Below are 18,043 nucleotides of genomic sequence, written 5' to 3' on the forward strand. Positions count from 1 at the left end.
ATGGGCATCATCATCTGGCTGATCGTCGGCGGCATCGTAGGCTGGCTGGCCAGCATCATCATGAAGCGCGATGCCCAGCAGGGCATCATCCTCAACATCGTGGTCGGCATCGTCGGCGCGCTGATTTCCGGCTGGCTGTTCGGCGGCGGCATCAACGAAGCGATCACCATCCGCACCTTCCTGTTCTCGCTGATCGGTGCGGTGATCCTGCTGGCGATCGTCAACCTGTTCACCCGCAAGAGCATACGCTGACGCGGCAGTCGTGCCGGACGCTGGCCGGCAGACGCATCACAACGGGCCCGGCAATCGTCGGGCCCCGTTCGTTCAACCGATCTGCACCCACGCCGGCGCGTGGTCACTCGGGCGTTCCCAGGTGCGCGGCTCACGATCAATGCCCGAGGCGATCGCGCTACCCTTCAGCGCATCGGAGACCAGGGTCAGATCGATGCGCAGGCCCAGGTTGCGGCGGAAGCCCGCGGCACGGTAATCCCACCAGCTGAAGGTGCCCGCCTCGTCATTGTGCAGGCGGAAGCCATCGTGCAGGCCCAGCTGCAGCAGCTTGTTGAGCGCGCCGCGCTCGGCGGTGGAGGTGAGGATGTGGTTGTCGTTCCACACCTCCGGGTCGTGCACATCGCGCGCGTCCGGGGCGATGTTGAAGTCGCCCATCACGATCAGCTTCGGGTGCCGCTGCAGTTCTTCGGCGATCCAGGCATGCACCGCTTCCAGCCAGCGCAGCTTGTAGTCGTACTTGTCGGTGCCGATGTCCTGGCCGTTGACCACGTACAGGTTGATCACCCGCAGGTCGCCGAAGGTACCGGCGATGACGCGCTTCTGCTCGTCCTCGAAGCCGGGAATGCCGATCTGCACGTCCTGCGCCGGCTCACGCGACAGCAGCGCCACGCCGTTGTAGGTCTTCTGGCCGGCGAACACGCTGCGGTAGCCCGCGGCGATCAGCGCCGAATCGGGGAACTTGTGGTCCTCCAGCTTGGTTTCCTGGATACCGACGATGTCCGGGCCGAAGTCCTTGAGCCACTGCTCCAGGTGCGGCAGGCGGACATTGAGCGAATTGACGTTCCACGAGGCGATCTTCATGGGGGCCATTCTACCCGGGTGGGCCTTGATGGGCGCCCATATACCCCCGTAGACGCCAACCTTGGTTGGCGCCAGCAATCACCGTGTGCCAACCAAGGTTGGCAACTACCGGAACCCGATCACCGCAAGAGGAACTTCAACAACCCCGCAATCTTCGAATACGGCGGCCGCAGCCGGTCACTGGCAGCCCAGCGCGACTGCCACAGCACCGGCAGCCGCTTGCTCATCGCATCGAACCCGGCCCGGCCGTGGTACGCGCCCATGCCGCTGGCGCCCACGCCGCCGAACGGCAGCCCGTCGGCAGCGAAGTGCAGCAGCGTGTCGTTGACCGTCACCCCACCGGCCACCACCTGGCCGAGGATGCGCTCGACCGTGGCCCGGTCATGGCTGAAGGGATACAGCGCCAGCGGCCGGTCGCGGGACAGTACGTCGGCCAGCGCAGCATCCAGATCCGGGTAAGCCCGCACCGGCAGGATAGGCCCGAAGATCTCCTCGCGCATCAGGTCCAGGTCGTCCGGCGGGTCCAGCACCACGGTCGGCACCAGCAGGCGCTCGCGGTCGGCGCGCGCCTCATCCACCTGCGCCAACGGAATCACCGGCACGCCGCGTTCGCGCGCCTGCGCCAGATAACCCTGCAGGCGCCGGTACTGGCCTTCGTTGATGATGCGCGTGTAGTCGTCGGCGCTGCTGAAATCGCCGTAGCGCTCGCGTACCTGCTGCTGCAACGCCTGCACGAACTCACGCTGGCGCGCGGTATCGATCAGCACGTAGTCCGGTGCGATGCAGGTCTGCCCGGCGTTGAACCATTTTCCGGTGGCGAGCCGCGCTGCGGCTTTATCCAGCGGGAAATCGCGACAGACAATCGCCGGCGACTTGCCGCCCAGTTCCAGCGTGACCGGTACCAGATGTTCGGCCGCTGCGGCCATCACCTTGCGGCCAACCGCCGTCGAGCCGGTGAACAGCAGATGGTCCAGCGGCAGCGACGACACCGCTGCGGCCACGTCCGCCTCGCCCTGCACCACCGCCACCCGATCGGGCGGAAACACACTGGCCAGCAGATCAGCCAGGAACGCGCTGGTGCGCGGCGTGTGTTCCGAAGGCTTGAGCAGCACGTGATTGCCGGCGGCGATGGCGGTGGCCAGTGGCACCAATGCCAGCGTGACCGGGTAGTTCCAGGGCGAGATCACCCCGACCACGCCCAGCGGCGTCGGCCGCAGCTGCGCGCGCGCCGGCCACAGTCGCCAACCGGCGCCCACCCGCTGCGGCTTCGACCAGCGCCGCAGATGGCGGCGCAGGTGGTCGATGGCCGACAGCACGCTCATGCCATCGGCCAGTTTCGATTCAACGTGGGCGCGATGGCCGAAGTCTTCGGCGATGGCCTGGGCCATTTCGTCCAGACGCGGCTTCAACGCCTCGCGCAGGCGGCGCAGGTCGGCCTCGCGCTGGTCGAGTGTGGGCCGCTGCGACTGCCAGGCGCTGCGCAGGGTGTGCAGGATGGCGGGGAGCTCGGTCGGCGTGGTGGTGGTCATGGGCCGATTGTAGAGTCGAGCCGTGCTCGACTCGCATGCCAACCTTCACGCCGTGGCGCGTGGCCACATTGGCCGGGATGGGTTCAATAACGTCATCCGATCCAAGAACACTAAGAAAACGTGCAATTTCGTACTTGCTTCATAGCCAAGCTGGTTTATCCGCATCAGGGTAATGATCTTGCCGAAACCAGATGATGGAAAAATGCGAATGATCTCCGCATGCTTGGCTGGCTGGGTTCTGATTAATGGAACCGCCATCGCAGCAAGTCCACCCATTGATTACACCCGGGTCGTCAAAGCCAAGACCTCAAAAATGCAGGGATATTGGGTTCGATTCTTTGAATCCTCAAGTTCCCCATGCTTCGCGATCCAGATCTTCAATTCTGCCTCGCTGGATACGCCCATCCACCAGAAGGAAATCTGCTCGATCGGGGGAATGAAATTTTCGAATGATTTCAGTTCCGTCGAAATCACGAACGTCGAGTTCAAAGCCGATCGTCTGAGCCTGGAAATCGAAATCATACATGCTCCTCCCAGCTTTGATGATGTACGAACCTGCTCAGTCCCGATACGAAATGGCACCATTGGAGATCTGGTGTGTTGAGTCGGCTGCTGACTCCTCCAGCTTCGATGCTTGTTATTGGTGTTGCTCTGCTCAGCAACACCACCAAGGCCACCGAACACCCTATCGACTATTCGAAGGTCACCAATGCGGAACTGGGAGGGGCAGGGAATCTCCTGGTCAGATACCTGCTGACAACAGACAATCCGTGCCTGACGATCCAGTACCTGAAACCCGGTCATCCAGGCGTCTTCCTGCGCGAACGGACCATCTGTTCTCTCGGCGAGACCCGATTTGATCGCGACTTCGCCTTGGTCGACTTCAAGACCCTCGATTTCCACGATGATCGTCTGGATGTAGAAGTGGAATTCACTCCCTCGCGAAGGGGGCGCAAGGCGATCAGGCGGTGCTCCATCGCCCTGCAGCCTGATTCCATTGGCGATCTGGTGTGCAATCGATGATGGTGGCTCTAGCGATGGCCGCAGTACTGTCTCTGTCTGCGGCGTCGACTGCACCGCCGCCGCCCCATGCCCATTTCGTGCTGGATGCAGAGCGAGAGTACATTCCGATGGTTGGCGACAGCCTGGCGTCGCTTGTGGGCGAGCTGGACGGCGAGCCCACCTCTGGCGCCACCATCGATCGGGTGCTGGCTGCATTGGAGGAGCGACTGAACCGCATCTCATGCAAGCCAACAGAGCCCGATGACGCGCAATCGCTGCCACGTGACGTCACCTGCAGCGCACCTGATGCAGAGCACCTTTTTTCCTACTACGCGGCCTTGCGGCGGGCAGAGACGCCGGCAGAACACGATGGTCATGGCCGTCGCTTTCTGGATGCCTATGAGATGTTGCTCAAGGACTCACCGGATGTCGCCCTCACGCGGCCACGCAAAGATGAAGCGGTGGACGGGCTGTTGCACTTGCTCTTTCCGTTCGAAGCCTGGAACGAGAGGCTGAACATCCCTCGCAATGAGGTGCACTTCCCGTTCGTTCCTGTATGCAACCTCGTTGTCGCTCGCGCTGCGCGTTGTCCGGGAGCCGACCAGTTGCGCAGGCAGATCCGCCAGGCAGGCGATGAGAGCGCGCAGCGTCGGTTCTGCATCGAAGCGTTTTCAAGGCGACAGCTTGAGCTGAGCGATGGATGCTCGGAGTAGCACGTCCTGCGGTTGGGGTCGGAGCCCATTCGCGCGCGAAAGGGATCCGACCCCAGTCGCCACCCCACAAACAGAAAGGCCGCGGTCTGCACCGCGGCCCCTGAAACCCGGTGGGTGCCGACCGTTGGTCGGCACGCCGGTTACTTGGTGATATCCACGTCCTTGGTCTCGCGCAGGAACAGGCCGCCGATCACCACCGACATCAGCGCGATGATGATGGGGTACCACAGGCCGTAGTACAGGTTGCCGGTACCGGCCACCAGTGCGAACGAGATCGCCGGCAGGAAGCCACCGAACCAGCCGTTGCCGATGTGGTACGGCAGCGACATCGAGGTGTAGCGGATGCGGGTCGGGAACAGTTCGACCAGGTAGGCGGCAATCGGGCCGTAGACCATGGTCACGTACAGCACCAGCAGCCACAGCATGAAGATCGTGCCGGCGATGTTGATGCGTGCGCCATCGGCCTTGGCCGGGTAGCCGGCGGTGGTCAGGGCGGTCTTCAGTTCCGCACCGAACGCATCGGCCTTGGCCTTGCCCTCTTCCTTGGTCAGGCCAGCGGCTTCATACGAAGTGACGCTGGCACTGCCCACGTTCACCATCGCCAGCGAACCGGCGGCGGCGGGCTGCACGTCGTACGGCACGCCGGCCTTGGTCAGCGCGGCGGTGGCCACGTCGCAGGAGCTGGTGAACTTGCGCAGGCCAACCGGATCGAACTGGAACGAGCAGGTGGCCGGATCGGCCACGACCAGGGCCGGCGAGCTGCTGCGGGCTTCTTCGATGGCCGGGTTGGCGAAGTGGGTCAGGCCCTTGAAGATCGGGATGTAGGTGACGGCGGCCAGCAGGCAGCCGGCCAGGATGATCTTCTTGCGGCCGATACGGTCGGACAGCCAGCCGAAGAAGATGAAGAACGGCACGCCCAGCGCCAGCGCGGCGGCGATCAGCAGGTAGGAAGTGGTGGCATCGACCTTCAGCATGCTGCTGAGGAAGAACAGCGCGTAGAACTGGCCGCCGTACCACACCACCGCCTGGCCGGCCGCAGCACCCAGCAGGACCAGCAGCATCAGCTTCAGGTTGCCGCCCTTCAGGCTGTCACGGAACGGCGTCTTGGAACCCTTGCCCTCGGACTTCATCTGCTGGAACAGCGGCGACTCGCTCAGCTGCAGGCGGATCCACACGGACACACCCAGCAGCAGGATCGAGACCAGGAACGGAATACGCCAGCCCCAGGCTTCGAAGGCTTCGTTGCCGAGGAAGTAGCGGCAGGCCAGGATGATCAGCAGCGACATGAACAGGCCGAGCGTGGCGGTGCACTGGATGAAGCTGGTGTACAGGCCGCGCTTGTCGTCCGGCGCATGCTCGGCCACGTAGGTGGCGGCACCGCCGTACTCGCCGCCCATCGCCAGGCCCTGGGCCAGGCGCAGGATGATCAGGATCACCGGTGCGGCGAAGCCGATCGAAGCGTAGTTGGGCAGCACGCCGACCAGGAAGGTCGAGATGCCCATGATCAGGATGGTGACCAGGAAGGTGTACTTGCGGCCGATGCGGTCGCCGAGGCTGCCGAAGAAGGCCGCGCCGAACGGACGCACGAAGAAGCCGGCGGCGAAGGCCAGCAGGGCGAAGATCATGCCCGTGGTTTCATTGACACCACTGAAGAACTGCTTGGCGATGATGGCGGCGAGTGAGCCGTACAGGAAGAAGTCATACCACTCGAAGACCGTACCGAGGCTCGAGGCGAAGATGACCTTCTTGTGGCCCTTGGTCAGGGTGCCCGCTGGATTGTGCGGGCTTGATGCAGTGCTGGACATGGGACGTTTTCCCTCTGTAGATGCCGACCTGGGTCGGTGGGTGCCGACCGTTGATCGGCACACAATTCGGTAGGTGCCGACCGTGACCGGCACCCTATCTCGGTAGGTGCCGGCCGCTGGCCGGCACGCTCTTAGAAGCTGTACTTGGTGGTGAACTGCAACCGGGTGATGTCACCCTTGTTGCCGTTCTCCACTTCGCGACGGCCGTACATCAGCTCCGCACCGATATCGACCTTGGGCAGCGGCGAGTAGAAGATGTTGCCGCGGATGCTCTGCACGCTCTTGGTCACCAGCGGGCCGAGGATGCTGTCGTTGTCGTAGTCGCTGCGCGCGTAGATCAGGTTGGTGCGCAGCTTCGGCGAGAACGCATGCCGCCAGCCCACGTAGCCGGCAAGCACGCCGGTCGGGTTGAGCTCGTCGCGGGCAACGTCGTAGGCACTGTCGGCGGTGATGCCCAGGCCGATGTAGCGGGCGATGCCTTCGCCGCCGGTCAGCTGGTAGTGCAGCGAATCGCTGTCGCCCATCACCCACTTGCCGCCCAGGGTCAGGCCGCCGGCCACCTTGTCGGCCTTGGCGCCGGTGGCCTGGTTGTCGACCTTCAGCTGGCGGACGATGCCGCCGACACCGAAGGTGCCCCAGTCGCCCTTCCAGCCATAGCGCATGGTCAGATCAGGCAGGCTGCCACGATCGGAGTTGGCGCTGGCGTTGGTCCAGGCGCCGGTGACCGGGTTGCGGGTACCGGTGAGCGTGGTGGTTTCCGGGTTTTCCAGCGCGACGCTGAAGCCACCCTGGGTGTAGCGCACCTGGGCCTGGCGCACGAAGATCACGCCGTCGGTGGGACCGACGAAGTCGACCGCTTCCGGCAGTGCGGCCGCGTCCATGAAGTTGGACCAGGTCTGGCCGGCCATCCAGTTGTTCCAGTACATGTAGGCGTGGCGCAGGGTCACACCGTAGGTATTGGTCGCGGTCTGGTTGCCCAGCGAGTTGCCGAAGAAGTCCATCTCGAAGAACGCACCGGCCTTGTTGCCCGATTCGCTCACGTTGTCGATGCCCAGGTTGAAGCGCGAGAACTTGGCGTGGGCATTGAAGTCGGTACCCGAACGCTTGCCGCTGCCGCCGGCGCCTTCCACCGGGGTCTGGCCCGGCAGGTACAGCGAGCGGCCGGTGGCGTCGTCGGCCAGCTGGCCATCGCTGGTCTGGGTGGCGAGGAAATCGGCCTTGATGAAGCCGCCGATCTTGACCGTGGTGCCCGGCGCGGCGCCCGGGGTGATGGTGGTGACCTGGATCGGCTGCTTGCCCGCCGGCACCGAGGCGACCGGCTTCTGCTCGGCCTGCACCGTGCGGACTTCGGTCACCGCCTGCTGGGTCTGGCTGATCTGGGTCTGTTGTTGTTGCTGCGAAGACAGCAGCAGCTGGACCTGGCGTTCCAGTTCGGCAACGCGTGCTTCCAGCGCTTTCTCTTTGGCGGTCTCAGCGAACGCCATGCCCGGTGCGACCAGGGCGACCAACAGGCAGGCCGCCAAAGGTTTGCGCACGGCTTTCAACGTACGGTGGCTCATGTTGCCCTCTCTCCCAAGTGGCAAGGTGATGCCGCGCGTGGGGCACGGTCGAGCCGAGACTGCGGGGCGATTATGTATAGCGGCTATTCGCCATTGGTCGAACCCGGCCCTGCTGGGCGCTCACTTTCGACCATGGTCTAACCAGAGTGGTGACGCGGCCGGGGGTGGATGGGGCAAACTGAGGGGGATCGGTCGCTGCGATGCTGCGACCGCACATACAAAGTCAACGTGCAAGTGAGGGTGCCATGGCTGATATCTACCCCGTCGATCCGCAGTTCGCCGCCAAGGCACGCATCGACAAGACGTCGTACGAACAGCAGTACCAGGCTTCGGTGACCGACCCGGATGGTTTCTGGGGCAAGGCCGCCGAGCGCCTGGAGTGGATGCGCAAGCCGACGAAGATCAAGAACGTCAGCTACGACCTGTCCGATTTCCACATCAAGTGGTTCGAAGATGGCGAGCTCAATGCCAGTGTGAACTGCCTGGACCGCCAGCTGGAGAAGCGTGGCGACAAGACCGCCCTGCTGTTCGAGCCGGACGGCCCGGACGCACCGGCGCAGCACGTGACCTATCGCGAGCTGTACGAGCGCACCTGCCGCCTCGGCAACGCGCTGCGCAACCTCGGGGTCAAGAAGGGCGATCGGGTCACCATCTACCTGCCGATGATCGTCGACGCCGCCGTGGCCATGCTGGCCTGCGCACGCATCGGTGCGATCCACTCGGTGGTGTTCGGTGGCTTCGCACCGAACTCGATCGCCGACCGCGTCAGCGACTGCCAGAGCAAGCTGATCATCACCGCAGACGAGGGTCTGCGCGGTGGTCGAAAGATTCCGCTGAAGGCCAACGTCGATGCCGCGCTGAAGCTGCCCGGCACGAACACGGTTGAAACCGTGCTGGTAGTGCGCCACACCGGTGGCGCGGTGGACATGCAGGCGCCGCGCGATCGCTGGTTCCACGATGTGGTGGACAGCCAGCCGGCTACCTGCGAACCGGAACGCATGAACGCGGAAGACCCGCTGTTCATCCTCTACACCTCCGGTTCCACCGGCAAGCCGAAGGGCGTGCTGCACACCACCGGCGGCTACCTGCTGTACGCTGCCTACACCCATGAAGCGGTGTTCGATCTGCGCGAGGACGACATCTACTGGTGCACCGCCGACGTCGGCTGGGTCACCGGCCACAGCTACATCGTGTACGGCCCGCTGGCCAACGGCGCGACCTCGCTGATGTTCGAAGGCGTGCCGAACTACCCGGACACCTCGCGCTTCTGGAACGTCATCGACAAGCACAAGGTGAGCATCTTCTACACCGCCCCGACCGCAATCCGCGCACTGATGCGCGAAGGCGAGGAGCCGGTGAAGAAGACCTCGCGCGCGTCGCTGCGCCTGCTCGGCAGCGTCGGCGAACCGATCAATCCGGAAGCCTGGCGCTGGTACTACGAGGTGGTCGGCGACAGCCGCTGCCCGATCGTCGATACCTGGTGGCAGACCGAGACCGGCGGCATCCTGATCTCGCCGCTGGCCGGCGCGATGGACCTCAAGCCGGGCTCGGCCACCCTGCCCTTCTTCGGCGTGCAGCCGGCGCTGGTCAATGCCGATGGCGAGATCCAGGACGGCCCAACCGAGGGCAACCTGATCATCCGCGATTCCTGGCCGGGCCAGATGCGCACGGTGTACGGCGACCACCAGCGTTTCATCGATACGTATTTCCGCACCTACCCGGGCAGCTACTTCACCGGCGACGGTTGCCGCCGCGACGAAGACGGCTACTACTGGATCACCGGCCGCGTCGACGACGTGATCAACGTGTCCGGCCACCGCATCGGCACCGCCGAAGTGGAAAGTGCGCTGGTCTCGCACCCGAAGGTGGCCGAAGCGGCCGTGGTCGGCTTCCCGCACGACGTGAAGGGCCAGGGCATCTACGCCTACGTCACCCTGGTGGCCGAAGAAGCACCGAGCGATGAGCTGCAGAAGGAACTGGTCGCCTGGGTGCGCAAGGAGATCGGCCCGATCGCCACGCCGGACCACCTGCAGTGGGCGCCGGGCCTGCCCAAGACCCGCTCGGGCAAGATCATGCGCCGCATCCTGCGCAAGATCGCCGAGAACGCACCGGACCAGCTTGGCGACACCTCGACCCTGGCCGATCCGTCGGTGGTGGCGTCGCTGGTGGACGAGCGCAAGGTGCGCTGATGGCGTGACCGCAGGCGCAGGACGCGCCAGGGACGTGGCCGGGAGGAGGGACCCGGCCGTGTCCGACCCGTCCTGCACCTGCCATCACGTCGCTCTTTTTCCTGATCGATAAGCTCGACCCATGACCACCCTCCTGATTGCCGATGACCACCCGCTGTTCCGCGAAGCCCTGCGTGGGGCGGTACAGCGGGTCATCCCCGGCGTGCAGCTGTTCGAAGCCGACAGCGTGGAAGCGCTGTACGCGCTGGCCGACCAGCACAACGACGCCGACCTGGTCCTGATGGATCTCAACATGCCCGGTGCGCAGGGTTTCAACGCGCTGGTGCACATGCGCTCGCTGCATCCGCAGCTGCCGGTGGTCGTGGTGTCCGCGCGCGAAGAAGCCACGGTGATGCGCCGCGCGCTCGACCACGGCGCGCTGGGCTTCATTCCGAAGTCTGCGGATTCGGACACCATCGGCCACGCGCTGGGCACCATCCTCGATGGCGAGACCTGGGCACCGCCGGAAGCGCACAACGTGCCGCCCACCGGCAGCGAGGAACGCGAAGTCGGCCAGCGCCTGCGCGAGCTGACCCCGCAGCAGTTCCGCGTGCTGCAGATGCTGGGCGCCGGTCGCTTGAACAAGCAGATCGCCTACGACCTCAACGTGTCCGAAGCGACGATCAAGGCCCACGTCACCGCCATCCTGCGCAAGCTGGGCGTGACCAACCGCACCCAGGCCGTGCTGATGGCCGGCAAGCTGGCGATCGACGACGACGCCATCGTGCTGCCGCCGGAAGAAGACTGAAGGTAGTGCCGGCCGCTGGCCGGCATTGGCCTGAAGCCGCCTGAAATCGCTTCGGTAGGTGCCAAGCTTGCTTGGCACTTTTGCCCAGCCCCGCCGATGACGCAATCAGCTCTGGCGGGATGATGGATTCGGTCTCAAGCTGGACGTTCCAACTTCCCGCCCGGAACGATGGACACCTGGACACTGATCGATACCGACGGCTTGAAGATTGGTGTAGTCCAGCGCTTCCGATATGAATCCTGGCGCGTGAGTGGCAGGTTCATGCCTGATCTCGGCTATTCAAGGTACCAGCGGCTCTTCGCCGATCTTGAATGTGCAGCCAATGAGCAGTTGCTCACCCATGTCGACGATCTCGAGAGAAGCATCGCTGCATTGCGCATTCGTGCAGTGGGGCCCAGCGGGGAGGACGATCCGCAGCGGGTCTCGAATCTGCAGATCATGCGTGACTGGTGTCAGTTCCAGATCAGTTCAATGACCCGCCCAGCCGATGAGCAACCTCTCACCCTGCCCTCAACAGAATCGAAAGTATCCGCACGTTGATCGCTTTCGTTCGCGAAGGCTGTCCGGATGGTCCCAGGCCTCCAGGCATGGCACAGCACCATCAGGCACTGCTCCGGTAGGTGCCAAGCTTGCTTGGCACGCTTTTGATGGTGCACCTGCCGGCCAGCGGCCGGCACTACCAGGCACCGCTGCGCTCTCGATATAGCCATCGCTATACAAACCAGCCCTGCCTGCGCGTTTCGCTGGAAATGCGCCATGCGCGAATCGCGATGCTAAGCTGCGCGTCCCCTTGGGGAGTAGCCGGATTCCTACGCAGGAATCGTCCACGTCAACATACTCGGCCAGTGCGCCGTGGCGTGGACAACCATGATGGTTGGCGAGACCAGCGGCCCGCGCGCGCAACGTCAGGTTGGGCGCGAGCGCAGGCCGTGCGTCCGTCCTAGCCCGACCTCAGCCGCCGCCCATGTCCCCCATTTCGATCCTCCTGATCGGCTTTGCCATGTCCACCGATGCCTTCGCCGCGGCGATCGGCAAGGGTGCGGCCATGCGCAAGCCGGTGTTCCGCGACGCACTGCGTGCCGGCATCATCTTCGGCGTCATCGAGGCGATCACGCCCATCATCGGCTGGCTGCTCGGCCGCGCCGCCCTGCAGTATGTCGAAGCCTTCGACCACTGGATCGCCTTCGGCCTGCTCGGCGCACTGGGCATCCACATGATCTACAACGGCCTGCGACCGGACAGTGCCGACGAAGACGAAGACCCCTCGCAGCACCACGGCTTCTGGAAGCTTGCGCTGACCGGATTCGCCACCAGCATCGACGCGATGGCGGTGGGCATCGGCCTGGCTTTCATGGACGTGCATATCGGCGTGATGGCAGCGGTCATCGGCCTGTGCACGCTGACCATGGTCACTGTCGGCATCATGCTCGGCCGCGTGCTGGGCAGCATGGTCGGCAAGCGTGCCGAGATCATCGGCGGCGTGATCCTGGTGATCATCGGCGCGACGATCCTGTACGAACACCTGCACGGCCTGGGGTAACGCTTCCGCGATTACGTGGTTGCCGGCCAGCGGCCGGCACTACCTGACGTCACATCCACGCATGGCGTGGATCTACTGCGCATCGCGCAGCGCGCCCAGGAAGGCGCGCAGCGAGGCCGGCTTGATCGGCTTGGTCAGCACGCGGTAGCCCCGTTCGCGCGCCATCCGCTTCAGCTCGTCGCGACCATCGGCAGTCAGCAGCGCGCCAGGCAGCGGGTAACCGGCGGCTTCGCGCAGCGCCACCAGCGCATCCAGGCCGTCCATGCGGTCGTGCAGGTGGTAATCCACCAGCATCACCTGCGGGCGCTCGACGATCTTCTCCAGCGCCTGGTCGACGGTGGCCGCAGTGATCACCTGCACCTGCCAACGGCCCAGCAGCGCGCGCATGCCATCAAGGATCTCCTCGTCGTTGTCCACGCACAGCACGCGCAGGCCCGCCAGCGAATCGCTGCGTACTGGCGCGGCGACGGTCTGTGCGGGTGTGGCCAGCTCGGTGTAGCCCGGCAGCGGTGCCACCCGCGGCAGGATGATCGAGAACATCGAGCCCTTGCCGACCCGGCTGCGTGCGTTCAACCGATGGTCGAGCAGGCGCGAGATGCGCTGGCAGATCGACAGGCCCAGGCCCAACCCCTGTTCGCCCCAGTCGAATGGTTGCTGGTAGCGGTGGAACTCGTCGAAGATCTGACGCATATGGTGCTCGGGAATGCCGGGGCCGGTATCCCACACCTGCAGTTCCACTTCATCGCCGCGTTGCCGCACGGCCAGCACGATGCGGCCCTGGCGGGTGTAGCGCAGCGCATTGGCCAGGAAGTTCTGCAGCACGCGGCGCAGCAGGCGGCGGTCACTGCGCACCCACGCAGGGCGTGCGAACAGGTCCAGGCGCAGGCCGCGGCCAGCCGCGACCGGGGTGTACTGCGCGGCCAGCTCACGCATCAACGCGCTCACGTCGAACTCGCCGATCACCGGATGCAGGCCGCCGGCATCCAGCCGCGACACATCCAGCAGGCCATCGAGCAGCTCTTCGGCCGCACGCAACGAAGCGTCCACACGCTCGGCCAGATGCTTCTGCTCGTCACTCACGTGATCACTGTCGCGCAGTGCCGAAGCGAACAGGCGCGCTGCGTTCAACGGCTGCAGCACGTCGTGGCTGATCGCCGCCAGGAAACGGGTCTTCGACTGCTGCGCGACCTCGGCCTCATGCGAGCGCTCGGCCACGCGCTGCTCCAGCGTCTCGTTGGCTTCCAACAGTGCTTTTTCCGCATGCTTGTAGTCGGTGATGTCGTTGTAGCTGGTCACGTAGCCGCCACCGGGCAGTGCCTGGCCGCGCATCTCGATCACCTTGCCGTCGCTGCGGGTGCGCTCGAACACGTGCGGTGAACCGGCGCGCATGTAGCCGATGCGGCGGTTGATCTGCACTTCGATATCGCCCTCGCCCAGCTCACCGCGCTCGGCGTTGTAGCGGATCAGGTCGGCCACCGGGCGGCCCACGTAGAGCATGCCGTCGGGGTAGCCGAACATGTCCTGGTAGCGGCGATTCCATGCGGTCAGCCGCATGTCCGGATCGACCACGCTGACCCCGGCGCTGATGTTCTCCAGCGTGGTCGACAGGATTTCGCGGTTGAAGCGCAGCTCCTGCCCGGCTTCGTCCAGCACGGCCACCACTTCGCCCAGATCCATGCCCGAGCCACGCAGCAGGCTGGTCAGCAGCAGGCGTGCCGATGCCGCACCGATCGATGCGGCCAGCAGGCGCTCGGTGAACTGCACCCACGGCCGGTCGGCAGGTGCCGAGGATTGCAGCTCACGGCCCAGTGACTGCGCCTGTTCGAAGAACGAGCGCCGTGCGTGACGTTCACCGACCACCCGCGAGGCCAGTGCCAGCAGGTCACCCACGTGCACGTGACCCGGCCAGCCACCGGCCACCGATGGACGCTCGGCATACGGATCGAGGAACGGCGCGGCGCGAAGCCGCTCGTCGACGCCGGGCCGCCAGCGCGCGGACACCAGCATCATCGTCGCCGCGTTGACCAGCAGCGACCAGAACGTGCCGTGGGTCAGCGGGTCCCAGCCGGTCATGCCGAACAGCTGCTGCGGGCGCAGCCACTCGATGCCGAACGGGCCGTGCTGCACCCAGCCAGCATCGACCCAGCCGGCCATCGTCATCGCCGGCAGCAGCAGGGTGTACAGCCAGGTGGCAAAGCCGAGCAGCATGCCCACCTCGACGCCGCGCCGGCTGGCACCACGCCAGTACAGGCCGCCGATCAGGCCCGGCGCAAACTGCGCCACCGCTGCGAACGCCATCAGGCCATACGAGGCCAGCGTGCTGTCGTTGCTGCTGGTGCGGTAGTAGCTGTAGGCCATCAGCGCCAGCAGCAGGATCGCCAGGCGGCGGATCCACAGCACGCGCGAGGCGACGTCGGCGGCCTCCTGGTGGTCACCGCTCCGGCGCAGCAGCACCGGCATCACCAGATCGTTGCTGACCATGGTGGCCAGCGCGATCGACGACACGATCACCATGCCGGTGGCCGCCGAGAAACCGCCCACATAGGCAATCAGCGCCAGCGCGTTGCGGCCCTCGGCCAGCGGCAGCGCCAGCACCATCGAATCGTCGGCAACACTGCCACCGGTGCCGAACAGGGTCACGCCGGCGGTGGCGATCGGCAGCACCATGCCCGAGATCAGCACCAGGTAGCCGCCGAACATCCAGCGCGCGCGGCGCACGTCGCGCACATCGCCGCACTCGACCACGGCCACGTGGAACTGGCGCGGCAGGCAGATGATGGCGAGGAAACTGAGCAGGGTCTGCGAGATGAAACCCACCGGCGGCAGGCCGGTGAACAGCGTATGCACCGATTCGACCACCGCGTCGGTGCGGTTGCTCAGCCACAGGTAGGCGAACACGCCCACGGCCAGCATCGCCAGCAGCTTGATCACCGATTCGAAGGCGATCGCCAGCATCATGCCGTGGTGGTGTTCGGTGGCATCGACCTGGCGGGTACCGAACAGGGTGGCGAACAACGCCATCAGCAGCGCCACGTACAGCGCGGGATCGGTGAAGAAGCCAGTGGGGCCAGTGTTGCCGGTCAGTACCTGCAGGCTCATCGCCACTGCTTTGTACTGCAGGGCCAGGTACGGAATGATGCCGATCAGCGCGATGATCGCCACCAGCGCCGCCAGCCGCCGCGAGCGACCGAAGCGCGAGGAAATGAAGTCGGCGATGGACACCACGTTCTGGCTGCGTGCGATCAGCGCCAGGCGCTCGATGATGCGCCAGCCGAACAACAGCAGCAGCAACGGACCGATATAGATCGGCAGGTAGCCCACGCCGTTGCGCACGGCGGTACCGACCGCACCGTAGAACGTCCACGACGAGCAGTACACGGCCAGCGCCAGGCTGTAGACCACCGGCCGCAGCCACGGCCGGTCGGGGTACATCGGCCGACGGTCACCCCACCACGCCACGCCGAACAGCAGCGCGGCATAGGCAACCGAGACCAGCAGCAGGATCCAGCTGGAGACCACGCGCGCGTTTCCGTCGGAAGAACCCGCAGTGTAGGCCAGGCGTGGCCGGGGGTGCGGGCTCGTTGGGGGCAACCACCCCCACCAAGGTGGGGGCCTACGCGGTGCGGGCCACGACCATTGGTCGTGGCCGGCTTCTTACTGGGCCGGAACGCCCATTTCCTTCAGCAGTTCCGGCGCCGGGTAGACCTTGGCCAGCAACCAGCGCAGGTAGCGCATGTCCACGTGCACGGCGCGCTTGTAGCGCGGGTCGAACCACCAGCTGGCGCTGACCGATTCCCAGTTGCTGTCGAAGTTCAGGCCGATCAGTTCGCCCTTGGCGTTGAGCACCGGCGAGCCGGAGTTGCCGCCGGTGGTATCCAGGTTGGTCAGGAAGTTGACCGTCTGGGTCTTCAGCGCCGGGTCGGCGGTGCTGCCGAAGTCACCCTTGGCGATCGCGGCCAGCAGCGGCTTGGGGGCATCGAACGGATAGGCGTTGGTGTTCTTCTCGACGATGCCGGCCACGGTGGTCACCGGCGAGTAGGTCACGCCGTCGCGCGGATGCAGCGCTTCGACCTTGCCGTAGCTGATGCGCAGGGTGCGGTTGGCATCCGGGTACACCGCACGGCCCTGCTTGGCACGCCAGGCGAACAGCGCCTGCATGTACGCCGGGCGCAGGCGCAGCTGCTCGCCTTCGCGGGTCTTGCTTTCGTTCTCGATGCGCAGCTGCGCGGCCACCAGCGGGGCGGCCACGGTGATCAGCGGATCGGCAGCCAGCGCCTTGCCTTCGCGCGCAGCAGCGAAACGGGACAGGCGCTGTGCCTCTTCACCCAGCTGGGTGCCGGCGTACAGGGTGTCCAGTGCCTTCGCCAGCTGCTCCGGGGTACGGCCGAAGGCCGTATCGAACTCGGCCACGCGCTGCGCGTCCGGCAGCTGCTGGTAACGGGTCAGCAGGGTGGTCAGCAGCGCCTTCTCGACCTCCGGCGCGTAGCGGCGCTGGACCTGCTTGAGCACGCCTTCGATCATCGCCTGGTCGCGCTGCTGGAAACCACTCTCGCGCTGCGCGTCCGGCTTGGCCGATTCGATGCGCAGGCGTTCCAGCAGCAGCGCCGAGCGCAGCAGCTGGCTCTGTGCGGCCATCTGGTCCAGCAGCAGGTCACGCTCGCCCACCGCCGCACCCTGCGACAGGTTGGTCAGCAGCGCCTTGATGTCGCCCTGGTACTTGCGGTCGGTGGCAGCCAGCATCGCCGTCTCGTCGGCGGCACGCTGGGCCTTGGCGTCGCTGCGCAACAGGCCTTCCAGCTCACCAGCGGCGCGCTTGCGGTTGTTCTTCAGCGACTGCAGCTGCGAGGCGTAGCGGGTGCGCGCCTGCGCGTCCTTGGCGCTGGCGGCCTCGATGGTGTCGATCATCTGCTGGAACACCGATACGCGGCGCGGCAGCACGGTATCGATCTGGCCAGCGAATTCGGCCGCGGTACGGTGGCGATAGGTGATGCCCGGGTAACCGGCCAGCATCGCGTAGTCACCTTCCTTCGGACCTTCCACCGACATCTGCAGGTGCGCCGGCGCCTGGTAGGGCACGTTGTCCTTGCTGTACGCGGCCGGCTTGCCGTCCTTGCCGACATAGGCGCGCAGCAGGGTGAAGTCGCCGGTGTGGCGCGGCCACATGAAGTTGTCGATCTCATCGCCGTAGTTGCCGATCGCACGCGGCGGCGCGTAGACCAATCGCACGTCGCTCAGCTCCAGCTGGGCAATGCGGTAGAAATCGGTGCCGTAGTACATGTTGGCCACCGAGCAGCGCACGCTGCCGTCCTTCTCGCACTCGGCCACGATCTGCTTGCTGGCCGCATCCACCGCATCGAAGTAGGCACGGCCGGTCTTGCCACGCGCCTGCGCCAGCACCTGGTCGGTCACCTTGTCGAAGCCGACGGTGACCAGCACGCGGAAGTCCGGGTTGGCCGGGCGCTCGTCGGCGCGGTCCCTGGCGATGAAGCCACCATTGATCAGGTCGTGCTCGGGCGAGCTGTTGTACTGGATCACGCCCATCGCCACGTGGTGGTTGGTCAGCAGCAGGCCGTCCGACGATACGAACGAGCCGGTGCCGCCACCGGCACGCACCACCGCGCTCAGCGGCGGTGCGGTGACATTGGCCAGGTCGGCCGGATTGCCCTTGAAGCCTGCGGCCTGCAGCGGCTTGGCCAGCTCCGGCAGCTGGGTCGGCATCCACATGCCTTCATCGGCGTGGGCGCCGGCGGCGAGGGTCAGGCCCAGGGCCAGGGCGGTGGGAAGGGCTTTGCGTGGTGACATGGGGCAATCCGGTACGACAGAACAG

15 protein-coding genes and 1 riboswitch are annotated in these 18,043 nt (G+C 65.5%); of the genes, 7 read left to right on the forward strand and 8 right to left on the reverse strand.

The features are described from left to right. Window positions 1-252 carry a GlsB/YeaQ/YmgE family stress response membrane protein gene (locus tag ACZLIB_RS22560; RefSeq protein ID WP_005411656.1) on the forward strand — a complete coding sequence of 84 codons (252 nt, stop codon included), beginning with the start codon at window positions 1-3 and terminating at the stop codon, window positions 250-252. A gap of 72 nt (window positions 253-324) precedes the next feature. Here the strand turns inward: ACZLIB_RS22560 and xth are convergent, their stop codons facing one another. From xth to ACZLIB_RS22580, 4 genes are all read right to left on the reverse strand, one after another. Further along, window positions 325-1,092, reverse strand: coding sequence for an exodeoxyribonuclease III (gene xth / locus ACZLIB_RS22565; RefSeq protein WP_478468803.1), 768 nt, complete (start codon window positions 1,090-1,092; stop codon window positions 325-327). 119 nt (window positions 1,093-1,211) lie between these two features. Continuing rightward, window positions 1,212-2,621: a coniferyl aldehyde dehydrogenase gene (locus tag ACZLIB_RS22570; protein WP_478468804.1), complete on the reverse strand. Its 1,410-nt coding sequence runs from the start codon at window positions 2,619-2,621 to the stop codon at window positions 1,212-1,214. A gap of 45 nt (window positions 2,622-2,666) precedes the next feature. Next, window positions 2,667-2,897: a hypothetical protein gene (locus ACZLIB_RS22575; protein WP_478468805.1), complete on the reverse strand. Its 231-nt coding sequence runs from the start codon at window positions 2,895-2,897 to the stop codon at window positions 2,667-2,669. 70 nt (window positions 2,898-2,967) lie between these two features. Beyond that, window positions 2,968-3,147 (reverse strand): hypothetical protein, encoded by a 180-nt coding sequence (locus tag ACZLIB_RS22580; protein ID WP_478468807.1) that lies wholly within the window; start codon window positions 3,145-3,147, stop codon window positions 2,968-2,970. 74 nt (window positions 3,148-3,221) lie between these two features. On the opposite strand from ACZLIB_RS22580, the gene ACZLIB_RS22585 reads away from it, so the two are divergent. Together ACZLIB_RS22585 and ACZLIB_RS22590 are read left to right on the forward strand one after the other, a co-directional pair. Beyond that, window positions 3,222-3,644, forward strand: a complete 423-nt coding sequence (locus ACZLIB_RS22585) for a hypothetical protein (protein WP_478468808.1) — start codon at window positions 3,222-3,224, stop codon at window positions 3,642-3,644. A 14-nt stretch (window positions 3,645-3,658) separates the two neighbouring features. Continuing rightward, the gene (locus tag ACZLIB_RS22590; RefSeq protein ID WP_478468809.1) at window positions 3,659-4,336 is read left to right on the forward strand and encodes a hypothetical protein; all 678 of its coding nucleotides are present in this window, start codon (window positions 3,659-3,661) and stop codon (window positions 4,334-4,336) included. Between the two features lie 140 nt (window positions 4,337-4,476). Here the strand turns inward: ACZLIB_RS22590 and ACZLIB_RS22595 are convergent, their stop codons facing one another. Both ACZLIB_RS22595 and ACZLIB_RS22600 read right to left on the reverse strand, forming a co-directional pair. Continuing rightward, window positions 4,477-6,141: an MFS transporter gene (locus ACZLIB_RS22595; RefSeq protein ID WP_422352856.1), complete on the reverse strand. Its 1,665-nt coding sequence runs from the start codon at window positions 6,139-6,141 to the stop codon at window positions 4,477-4,479. Between the two features lie 131 nt (window positions 6,142-6,272). Continuing rightward, window positions 6,273-7,700, reverse strand: coding sequence for a DcaP family trimeric outer membrane transporter (locus tag ACZLIB_RS22600; protein WP_049399159.1), 1,428 nt, complete (start codon window positions 7,698-7,700; stop codon window positions 6,273-6,275). Between the two features lie 245 nt (window positions 7,701-7,945). On the opposite strand from ACZLIB_RS22600, the gene acs reads away from it, so the two are divergent. From acs to ACZLIB_RS22620, 4 genes are all read left to right on the forward strand, one after another. After that, entirely contained in the window at window positions 7,946-9,889 is a 1,944-nt protein-coding gene (gene acs / locus ACZLIB_RS22605) for an acetate--CoA ligase (RefSeq protein WP_032128463.1), read from the forward strand. Window positions 9,890-10,010: 121 nt separating this feature from the next. Continuing rightward, window positions 10,011-10,676, forward strand: a complete 666-nt coding sequence (locus tag ACZLIB_RS22610; protein ID WP_005420420.1) for a response regulator transcription factor — start codon at window positions 10,011-10,013, stop codon at window positions 10,674-10,676. Between the two features lie 168 nt (window positions 10,677-10,844). After that, window positions 10,845-11,216, forward strand: a complete 372-nt coding sequence (locus tag ACZLIB_RS22615) for a hypothetical protein (RefSeq protein ID WP_478468811.1) — start codon at window positions 10,845-10,847, stop codon at window positions 11,214-11,216. 246 nt (window positions 11,217-11,462) lie between these two features. Beyond that, window positions 11,463-11,552: riboswitch (yybP-ykoY riboswitch) on the forward strand. A gap of 88 nt (window positions 11,553-11,640) precedes the next feature. Continuing rightward, the gene (locus ACZLIB_RS22620) at window positions 11,641-12,216 is read left to right on the forward strand and encodes a manganese efflux pump MntP (RefSeq protein WP_032128462.1); all 576 of its coding nucleotides are present in this window, start codon (window positions 11,641-11,643) and stop codon (window positions 12,214-12,216) included. A 72-nt stretch (window positions 12,217-12,288) separates the two neighbouring features. Here ACZLIB_RS22620 and ACZLIB_RS22625 read toward each other — a convergent pair whose 3' ends face one another. After that, window positions 12,289-15,735, reverse strand: a complete 3,447-nt coding sequence (locus ACZLIB_RS22625; RefSeq protein ID WP_032128461.1) for a hybrid sensor histidine kinase/response regulator — start codon at window positions 15,733-15,735, stop codon at window positions 12,289-12,291. Window positions 15,736-15,870: 135 nt separating this feature from the next. Further along, window positions 15,871-18,018, reverse strand: a complete 2,148-nt coding sequence (locus ACZLIB_RS22630; RefSeq protein WP_049462250.1) for a S46 family peptidase — start codon at window positions 18,016-18,018, stop codon at window positions 15,871-15,873. Between the last annotated feature and the right edge of the window lie 25 nt (window positions 18,019-18,043).

The organism is Stenotrophomonas sp. 220_Sma (assembly GCF_056487375.1).

What these genes read in the sequence shown, in the direction of transcription:
- ACZLIB_RS22560 (WP_005411656.1), top strand. Translation starts at nt 1, where the DNA reads ATGGGCATCATCATCTGGCTGATCGTCGGCGGCATCGTAGGCTGGCTG.
- xth (WP_478468803.1), bottom strand. Translation starts at nt 1,092, where the DNA reads ATGAAGATCGCCTCGTGGAACGTCAATTCGCTCAATGTCCGCCTGCCG.
- ACZLIB_RS22570 (WP_478468804.1), bottom strand. Translation starts at nt 2,621, where the DNA reads ATGACCACCACCACGCCGACCGAGCTCCCCGCCATCCTGCACACCCTG.
- ACZLIB_RS22575 (WP_478468805.1), bottom strand. Translation starts at nt 2,897, where the DNA reads ATGGGTGGACTTGCTGCGATGGCGGTTCCATTAATCAGAACCCAGCCA.
- ACZLIB_RS22580 (WP_478468807.1), bottom strand. Translation starts at nt 3,147, where the DNA reads ATGTATGATTTCGATTTCCAGGCTCAGACGATCGGCTTTGAACTCGAC.
- ACZLIB_RS22590 (WP_478468809.1), top strand. Translation starts at nt 3,659, where the DNA reads ATGGCCGCAGTACTGTCTCTGTCTGCGGCGTCGACTGCACCGCCGCCG.
- ACZLIB_RS22595 (WP_422352856.1), bottom strand. Translation starts at nt 6,141, where the DNA reads ATGTCCAGCACTGCATCAAGCCCGCACAATCCAGCGGGCACCCTGACC.
- ACZLIB_RS22600 (WP_049399159.1), bottom strand. Translation starts at nt 7,700, where the DNA reads ATGAGCCACCGTACGTTGAAAGCCGTGCGCAAACCTTTGGCGGCCTGC.
- acs (WP_032128463.1), top strand. Translation starts at nt 7,946, where the DNA reads ATGGCTGATATCTACCCCGTCGATCCGCAGTTCGCCGCCAAGGCACGC.
- ACZLIB_RS22610 (WP_005420420.1), top strand. Translation starts at nt 10,011, where the DNA reads ATGACCACCCTCCTGATTGCCGATGACCACCCGCTGTTCCGCGAAGCC.
- ACZLIB_RS22615 (WP_478468811.1), top strand. Translation starts at nt 10,845, where the DNA reads ATGGACACCTGGACACTGATCGATACCGACGGCTTGAAGATTGGTGTA.
- ACZLIB_RS22620 (WP_032128462.1), top strand. Translation starts at nt 11,641, where the DNA reads ATGTCCCCCATTTCGATCCTCCTGATCGGCTTTGCCATGTCCACCGAT.
- ACZLIB_RS22630 (WP_049462250.1), bottom strand. Translation starts at nt 18,018, where the DNA reads ATGTCACCACGCAAAGCCCTTCCCACCGCCCTGGCCCTGGGCCTGACC.